Below are 7347 nucleotides of genomic sequence, written 5' to 3'. Positions count from 1 at the left end.
GTGCGGATCACCCGTGTGAAAGTAGGTAATCGTCAGGCTCCTCATGCTACAAACAAAAACCCCACCCCACAAAGGTGGGGTTTTTGCGTTTCAGGGCGCCACAGCGCGCGCAGCTCCGTGGCTTCGACCATAACGCGCCGATCGGAAACAAATCAAAACCCCCGCGCGCTAGAATTTCTCTTTTGTATCCGCCAAGGCAAATGCCTACCGAGTTCCCATGCTACGTCTAAGCGAAATCAAGCTCCCGCTCGATCATCCCGAGTCTGCGATTGAAGCTGCGGTCGTCGCTCGTCTCGACGAGATCGGCGTATCGGCCAAAGAACTCGTGCATTTCCACGTGTATCGCCGGGCGCACGACGCGCGCAAGCGTGCAGACATCAAGCTCACGTACATCATCGATGTCGAATTGCAGGACGAAGCGCCCGTCCTGAAGCGTCTCGAAATGCGGCCGCTTCCGCACTGCGGTGCTACGCCAGACATGGCCTATCACTTCGTCGCGAAAGCACCGGCGGAATCGACGCAACTTAGGCCCGTCGTGATCGGCATGGGTCCTTGTGGATTGTTTGCCGGCTTGATCCTGGCCCAAATGGGTTTTCGTCCAATCATCCTCGAGCGTGGCAAAGCCGTTCGCGAGCGCACCAAGGACACATGGGGTCTGTGGCGGCGTAACGAACTCAATCCCGAGTCGAATGTGCAATTCGGCGAAGGCGGCGCCGGCACGTTCTCCGACGGCAAGCTCTACAGCCAGATCAAGGATCCGAAACACTACGGCCGCAAGGTGCTCGACGAATTCGTCAAAGCCGGCGCGCCCGAAGACATCCTGTATTTGAGCCGGCCGCACATCGGCACGTTCAGGCTCGTCAGCATGGTCGAAAAGATGCGCGCGGAGATTCATCAACTGGGCGGAGAAGTCCGATTCCAGCAGCGCGTCGAGGATATCGAGATCGAAGGCGGCAAGGTACGCGGTCTGCGTCTCTCGTCCGGCGAGACGCTGCGATGCGATCACGTCGTGCTCGCGATCGGCCACAGCGCCCGCGATACCTTCCAGATGCTGCATGACCGCGGCGTCTACATGGAAGCGAAGCCGTTTTCACTCGGGTTCCGTATCGAGCATCCGCAAGGTGTGATCGATCGCAGCCGCTTCGGCAAGTTCGCCGGACACGAGAAACTGGGCGCCGCCGACTACAAGGTCGTCCACCACGCCAGCAACGGCCGCGCGGTCTACAGCTTCTGCATGTGCCCGGGCGGAACGGTGGTCGCGGCGACGTCGGAGCCGGGGCGCGTCGTAACGAACGGCATGAGCCAGTACTCGCGCGCCGAACGCAACGCCAATGCGGGCATCGTCGTCGGCATTACGCCGGATGACTATCCGGGCGGGCCGCTCGCCGGCATCGACTTCCAGCGCAAGTGGGAAGAGCGCGCCTTCGAACTGGGCGGTCACGATTACTGCGCGCCAGGCCAGCTGGTGGGCGACTTCATCGCCGGGCGGCCCTCGACGTCGCTCGGTTCGGTGACGCCGTCATACAAGCCCGGCGTCAAGCCGACCGACCTGAGCACCGCGCTTCCCGACTACGTGATCGAAGCGATCCGCGAAGCCCTGCCCGAACTCGACAAGAAGATCAAAGGTTTCGCCATGCACGATGCCGTGCTGACGGGCGTTGAGACGCGCACGTCGTCGCCGTTGCGGCTGCGTCGGAAGGATGATTATCAGAGCGTCAACGTCGAAGGACTGTATCCGGCGGGCGAGGGCGCCGGTTATGCGGGCGGCATCTATTCCGCGGCGATCGATGGCATCGAGGTCGCGGAAGCGCTCGCCCTGAAGATGATGGCTGAGCACGCCGCGACCGCTTGAGGCAATCAAGTCACCACACCCACCTGCCAGGGCACGAACTCGCTTTGCCCATAGCCGTGCAGTTCACTCTTCGACGCCACGCCTGACGCGCAGTCGAGCATCATCTGGAAAATCTGTTCGCCGAGTTGATCGATGGTCGCGCTGCCGTCGATCACGCCGCCGCAGTTGATGTCCATGTCCTCCTCCTGCCGCTCCCACAGCGCGGTATTGGTCGCGAGCTTGAGCGAGGGCGAGGGCGCGCAGCCGTAGGCGGAGCCGCGCCCGGTCGTGAAGCAGATCAGATTCGCGCCGGACGCGACCTGACCGGTGGCCGACATCGGATCGTAGCCGGGCGAATCCATGAACACGAAGCCCTTCGCGTCGATGCGCTGCGCATACTCGTAGACCTCGACGAGATTCGTCGTGCCGCCCTTCGCGACCGCGCCCAGCGATTTTTCGAGAATGGTCGTCAATCCGCCGACCTTGTTGCCGGCCGAAGGATTGTTGTCCATCGCGGCGCCGTTACGGGCACAGTAATCCTCCCACCATTTGATGCGCGCGAGCAGCTTTTCGCCGACCTCACGCGTGACGGCCCGTCGCGTCAACAGGTGCTCGGCGCCATACACTTCCGGCGTTTCCGAGAGAATCGCGGTGCCGCCGTGCGCGACGAGCTTGTCCACTGCCGCGCCCAGCGCCGGATTCGCCGAAATGCCCGAATAGCCGTCCGATCCGCCGCACTGCAGGCCAACGATCAGCTGCGCCGCCGGAACCGGCTCGCGCGTGACACGATTTGCCTCCGCCAGCATGTCCTTCACCATCGCGATGCCGCGCTCGATCGTCTTCCGCGTGCCGCCGCTGTCCTGAATGGTGAAGCTGCGCAGTTTCTCGCCGTCCTTGAGCCCGCTCGATTCGAGCACGCCCGAAATCTGGTTCGTCTCACAGCCCAGGCCGACGAACAACACCGAGTAGAAATTCGGATGCACCGCGTAACCCGCGAGCGTGCGGCGCAGGATGCCGAGCCCGTCGCCTTTCATGTCGATGCCGCATCCCAGCCCGTGCGTCAGCGCAATCACGCCGTCCACGTTCGGATAATCCGCCAGCGCTTCCGGATGAACGTCGCGCCGGAAATGATCCGCGATGGCCCGCGCGACCGTCGCCGAACAATTCACGCTCGTCAGCACGCCGACGAAATTGCGCGTCGCCACCCGGCCGTCGTCGCGGCGGATGCCCATGAACGTGGCAGGCGCGTCGACGAAGGGCGTCGGATGGAGATCGACGCCGAATTCGTGTTCGCGCGTGAAATCGGCCATCGAGAGATTCTGGGTGTGGACATGCTGACCGCGCGCAATCGCCTCGCGCGCCACGCCGATGATCTGGTTGTAGCGCTTGACCGGCTCGCCGGCGGCGATGTCGCGGGTGGCGATCTTGTGTCCCGGCGGAATCAGCCCGGCGACGACGAGATCTTCAGATGCGATGCGCGCGCCTGAAACCAGCTGACGCGTCGCGATCACGACGTCGTCTTTCGGATGCAGCCGGATGACGGCATGGTCGTTGAGTGGGGTGGACATGGTTTATGTTCTCAGACCGTGGAGGGGGCGTGGCTGTCGCGCCGCGCCTGTTCTTCTTCGGCGCGATTGAGCGGTTCGATCTTGCCGACAATCACAAGATAGCTGAATGCGCCCAGGAAGCAGAAGCCGCCCGCGACGCACAGCGGAATCACGAACGAGCCCTTGGTGATGGCGAGCATCACGCCGGTGAAGGTCGTGATGACGATGCCCGCCAGATTCGACGCGAAATTCTGGATGCCGCCGATGGACGCGACGTGATCCGGCGTCGGTGCGACGTCGCTCGGCAACGACCAGATGCTGGCCGCGGCGAACGCGAGGCTGGCGTAGGCGATGCCGAAGAACGCGAGCATCAGGTAGATGTTCTCGACGAACGCGCAGAGCGTGATGACCGAGGACAGCAGCATGCCGCCGACCATGCAGGTCTTGCGCGCGGCGGTGAGGCTCCAGCCGCGCTTGAACAGCGCGTCGGAGACCCAGCCGCCGAACCAGCCGCCCGGAATCGACATCAGCGCGGGAATGGTGCCGAGCGTGCCGAGCGACTTGAGCGAGAAGCCGTGTGCCTGGACGAGATAGCTCGGAAACCAGGTGATGAAGAAGTAGATCACGAAGTTCAGGCAGAAGAAGCCCAGCATCATGCCCCACAGCGTGCGGTACTTGAACAGCGACGCCCACGACACCTTGTTGCGCGGCGCGACCGGCACCGGCGCGACATCGGTTTCACCGGTCAGGTCGCCGCGCGACTTGTTCCGGTAGATCACGAACCAGCCGAGAATCCACGCGAAACCGATCACGCCGGTAATGACAAACGACGCTTCCCAGCCGAACGTGCTGATGATCAGCGCGACGACCGGAATCGACAGCGCGGAGCCGACGCGCGAGCCGCTGTCGAAGATGCTGGTGGCGAACGCGCGCTGTTCCTTCCTGAACCATTGCGACACGAGTTTCGCGCACGACGGATACGCGCCCGCCTCGCCGATGCCGAGCATCAGGCGGCAGCCGAACATGCCGGCGACGCTCGTCGCGACGGCCGTCAATGCCGTGAAGACCGACCACCACCCGACCGCCAGCGGCAGCGCGATGCGCGCGCCGACGCGATCGACGAACCAGCCGAAGGGCATCTGCATCAGCGCGTAGCTCCAGAAGAAGCCGCTCAGGATGAAGCCCATTTCGGCGGGACCGATGTTGAGCGCCTTCTCGATCTGCGGCGCCGCGACGGCGAGGTTGGCGCGATCGATGTAATTGATCGCGATGGCCAGAAAGGCGAGAAAAATCACTACCCAACGCATTTTGCGCATTGCTTGTCTCCTCCGTGATGGGGCGGCACTTTTAATGTCTGATGACGTCGCCGCAATGCCGGCGCGGCGCGTCGTGATTCGAAAAGGGTCGTTCCGCTCTTCAGGCGGATTCGAGGGCGTCGCGCAGACGCTTCTGCGCGAGATCGAGCTTGAGTTCGCGCGCCAGATCGATCACCGGCTGAAAGCGGCGTTGCTTCTTTTCGCCGTGGTTCCGCGCGATGTCGGCGAGCCGGTGTACCAGGAACGGGTTCTCGAAACGGTCGCGCACGCTCGCCACATAGTCCGTGGCGACGTCGCGTTGTCCGAGCGCCGCGAAAACCGGCAGCACTTCATCGCGCCAGGTCGCTTCGAGCGGATCGCGGAAGGCGGCGTCGCGCATGGCGTCGAGGACGGTCATGTCGGCTGCGGCGTCGCGCGTGCGCCAGATTTGCGCGAGCATCGTGTGGCCGAGATTCAGCAGGAAGAGCTTGAGGCGCTCGTAGTGGGCGAGGTCGCCGGTGATCACGATGTCCTCGTGCTCGCACGGCAGCACCATGCCCGCCCGGCGCTCGATCGCCCACAGCGCGTACGGCTCGGCGATCGCGCCCACCGGCGGGATCGGCTCCGACACGATGCGGTCGACCAGCGAATTCACCCACACGCAGTCGTTCGTCAGATAGTCGATGTAGGCCGCACTCAAGTCCCAGCCGCGCGCCACGCCGATCACCAGATCGCGCAGCGTGTCGCCATTGCGGGACACCAGTTCGCAGGGCAGCAGCGTGATCGGCGCGGCTCCGGCGGCGAAGCGCGCGTGCAGCAGCACCGCGAGCTTCGCCGCGAAACCGCGCGGCGCGCGCGGGCTGTCGAGCAGGTCGCGCGTGTCCTCGTCGAAGAGGGCGTAGCCGGCATCCGCCGTGTTCGAGACGATGACCTTCACCTCTCGCTCAATGCGCGTCCTGAGCAGCGGCCAGTCCTCGTCCGCATGCAGCGCTTCGCCGATGGCATCGCACTCGATGGTTGCGTCGATGGTCTCGTCCCGCCGGCGGCCGCGAATCCGCACCGGATAGCGGCCCGTTTTTTTCAGCGCCTCGATGCGGGCACGGCTGTCCGCGCTGGAGGTCGTCTGCACGACCGTGATCTTGCCGAGCGCTTTTGCCGGATCGCGCCGCGCCGCTTCGGCGACGAAGAAATCCACGTGCGCCTGCAAGAATCGGCTCGTGCCGAACTGGAGAATGGGGTGGCTCATGAATATGCGGGGCCGTTCTGACCGTCGGCGCGAGCGCTCGTCGGTCGTTTATCGAGGTGGGAACGGTTCCAGATCGCCGGAAAAAAAAGTGGCCAACCTGGCCTTACCGGATTGCATACTAGTGGCTCGAAATGGAATTGGTCAAGCCACTTGAAGGCGGCCGGTTCGAGGGTGAGCGCGGTTTTGCGGTGCTCGTCCCCTTCGGCTGATTACAATCCACGTTTTCCCCGACTCGAAAGCAGGAGCCCAGCACGTGAGCGTGAAACCTCCCGAGACGCGCCGCCTTTATCTCCAGATCGCCGACAAGTTGCGCGGGTTGATCGAGCAGCAGGATTTCGCGCCGAATGGCCGCCTGCCATCCGAGCGCGAGCTCGCGCAGCGGCTCGGCGTATCGCGGCCATCGGTGCGCGAGGCGCTGGTCGCGCTCGAACTGGAAGGGCGTGTCGAGATCCGCATGGGATCGGGGGTGTATATCGTCGCCGCGCCGGTCGCCAAGCCTCCGGCCACCGAGACGGAGCTCGGCGAAAGCCCGATCGAGATCATGAACGCGCGCAGCGTGATCGAAGGCGCGATTGCCGCGAGCGTGGCGCCGTTCGTCAAGCCGAAGGCGTTGAAGTCGCTGCGCGCGCTGTACGAATCGATGGCGCGCGAAGTCGCGAACGGCCAGGTGCCGATGGCCGCCGATCGCGCGTTCCACATTGCGATCGCGCAGATGGCCGGCAACGACGTGCTGGTGCGCACGGTCGGCAGTCTGTACGACGAACGACATAGTCCGTTGTCATCGACCTTGCGTGGGCACTTCGAAGGGGAGGAAACGTGGCTCGCCGCACTGGGCGAGCATCGGGAGATTCTGGAAGCGCTTGAAGCGCGCGACGCCGTCCAGGCGCAGGCCGCGATGCAGCGGCACATGCGTCAGTCGGCGGCGCGGCTGATGACGAGACGCAAGGGCTGAAGCCGGTACGGGTCCGCGACGCGCACCGGATTCAGCGAGCCGTGATGCCCGGCTCGCCGTTCAACCCGGATAGGCTTCATCGACTTTCAGACCAGCCAGCTTGAAGATGACGCGCAGCGTCTGCGGCGCGATTTCGCGGCGCGAGGCCAGCGTCGTCAGGACAAAGTCCATGACCTTCGCGTACTTCAGCATGGTCAGGCAGCTTTCGATATCAGTGGAGCCGTCGCGCATCGATTCGGCCAGGCGCAACATCTCCACGGAAATCTCTCGGGCCATCTCCAGTTCGAGTTGCTGCTTCTCGCTCCACGCGGGCATCGCCGTCAATGCTGCGAGCATGTCCTGGAACTGCTTCTCTGCTTTCTTGTCGGGGATCGCGTCCATCGCCGTCCTCTCATGTTCGTGGCGCCGGCGAGTCGCATCGCCGCGCTGTGCGTTTAGGTGTTACGTAACAAAGCCGGGTGCGGTGACATCGCGGC

General features: G+C 64.0%; 6 protein-coding genes. 2 read left to right on the top strand and 4 right to left on the bottom strand.

Features of this window, described 5'->3' with window-relative positions; genetic code table 11:
* Positions 1-217 precede the first annotated feature (217 nt).
* Positions 218-1852, top strand: a complete 1635-nt coding sequence (locus QCE64_RS11310) for an NAD(P)/FAD-dependent oxidoreductase (protein ID WP_310003824.1) — start codon at positions 218-220, stop codon at positions 1850-1852.
* 5 nt (positions 1853-1857) lie between these two features.
* Here the strand turns inward: QCE64_RS11310 and QCE64_RS11305 are convergent, their stop codons facing one another.
* The 3 genes from QCE64_RS11305 to QCE64_RS11295 all read right to left on the bottom strand — a co-directional run bounded on the left by QCE64_RS11305 (position 1858) and on the right by QCE64_RS11295 (position 5919).
* The gene (locus tag QCE64_RS11305; RefSeq protein ID WP_310003821.1) at positions 1858-3399 is read right to left on the bottom strand and encodes an altronate dehydratase family protein; all 1542 of its coding nucleotides are present in this window, start codon (positions 3397-3399) and stop codon (positions 1858-1860) included.
* An 11-nt stretch (positions 3400-3410) separates the two neighbouring features.
* Positions 3411-4694, bottom strand: coding sequence for an MFS transporter (locus QCE64_RS11300; RefSeq protein ID WP_309810161.1), 1284 nt, complete (start codon positions 4692-4694; stop codon positions 3411-3413).
* A gap of 100 nt (positions 4695-4794) precedes the next feature.
* On the bottom strand, positions 4795-5919 hold the full coding sequence (locus tag QCE64_RS11295) for a mannitol dehydrogenase family protein (RefSeq protein WP_310003820.1): 1125 nt from the start codon (positions 5917-5919) through the stop codon (positions 4795-4797).
* A gap of 253 nt (positions 5920-6172) precedes the next feature.
* On the opposite strand from QCE64_RS11295, the gene QCE64_RS11290 reads away from it, so the two are divergent.
* Complete coding sequence (locus tag QCE64_RS11290; protein WP_310003818.1) at positions 6173-6871, top strand: FadR/GntR family transcriptional regulator; 699 nt, start codon at positions 6173-6175, stop codon at positions 6869-6871.
* Between the two features lie 60 nt (positions 6872-6931).
* Here QCE64_RS11290 and QCE64_RS11285 read toward each other — a convergent pair whose 3' ends face one another.
* Positions 6932-7252 carry a DNA-binding protein gene (locus tag QCE64_RS11285; protein WP_309810154.1) on the bottom strand — a complete coding sequence of 107 codons (321 nt, stop codon included), beginning with the start codon at positions 7250-7252 and terminating at the stop codon, positions 6932-6934.
* Between the last annotated feature and the right edge of the window lie 95 nt (positions 7253-7347).

This window comes from Caballeronia sp. LZ043 (genome assembly GCF_031451075.1).
GTDB lineage: Bacteria > Pseudomonadota > Gammaproteobacteria > Burkholderiales > Burkholderiaceae > Caballeronia.
Note: the sequence above shows the minus strand (reverse complement) of the source record. Positions and strands in the feature narration are given on the sequence as shown.

Bases quoted from the DNA above. Each gene is read 5' to 3' on its own strand.
- QCE64_RS11305 (WP_310003821.1), bottom strand. From the start codon at position 3,399: ATGTCCACCCCACTCAACGACCATGCCGTCATCCGGCTGCATCCGAAA.
- QCE64_RS11285 (WP_309810154.1), bottom strand. From the start codon at position 7,252: ATGGACGCGATCCCCGACAAGAAAGCAGAGAAGCAGTTCCAGGACATG.
- QCE64_RS11295 (WP_310003820.1), bottom strand. From the start codon at position 5,919: ATGAGCCACCCCATTCTCCAGTTCGGCACGAGCCGATTCTTGCAGGCG.
- QCE64_RS11300 (WP_309810161.1), bottom strand. From the start codon at position 4,694: ATGCGCAAAATGCGTTGGGTAGTGATTTTTCTCGCCTTTCTGGCCATC.
- QCE64_RS11310 (WP_310003824.1), top strand. From the start codon at position 218: ATGCTACGTCTAAGCGAAATCAAGCTCCCGCTCGATCATCCCGAGTCT.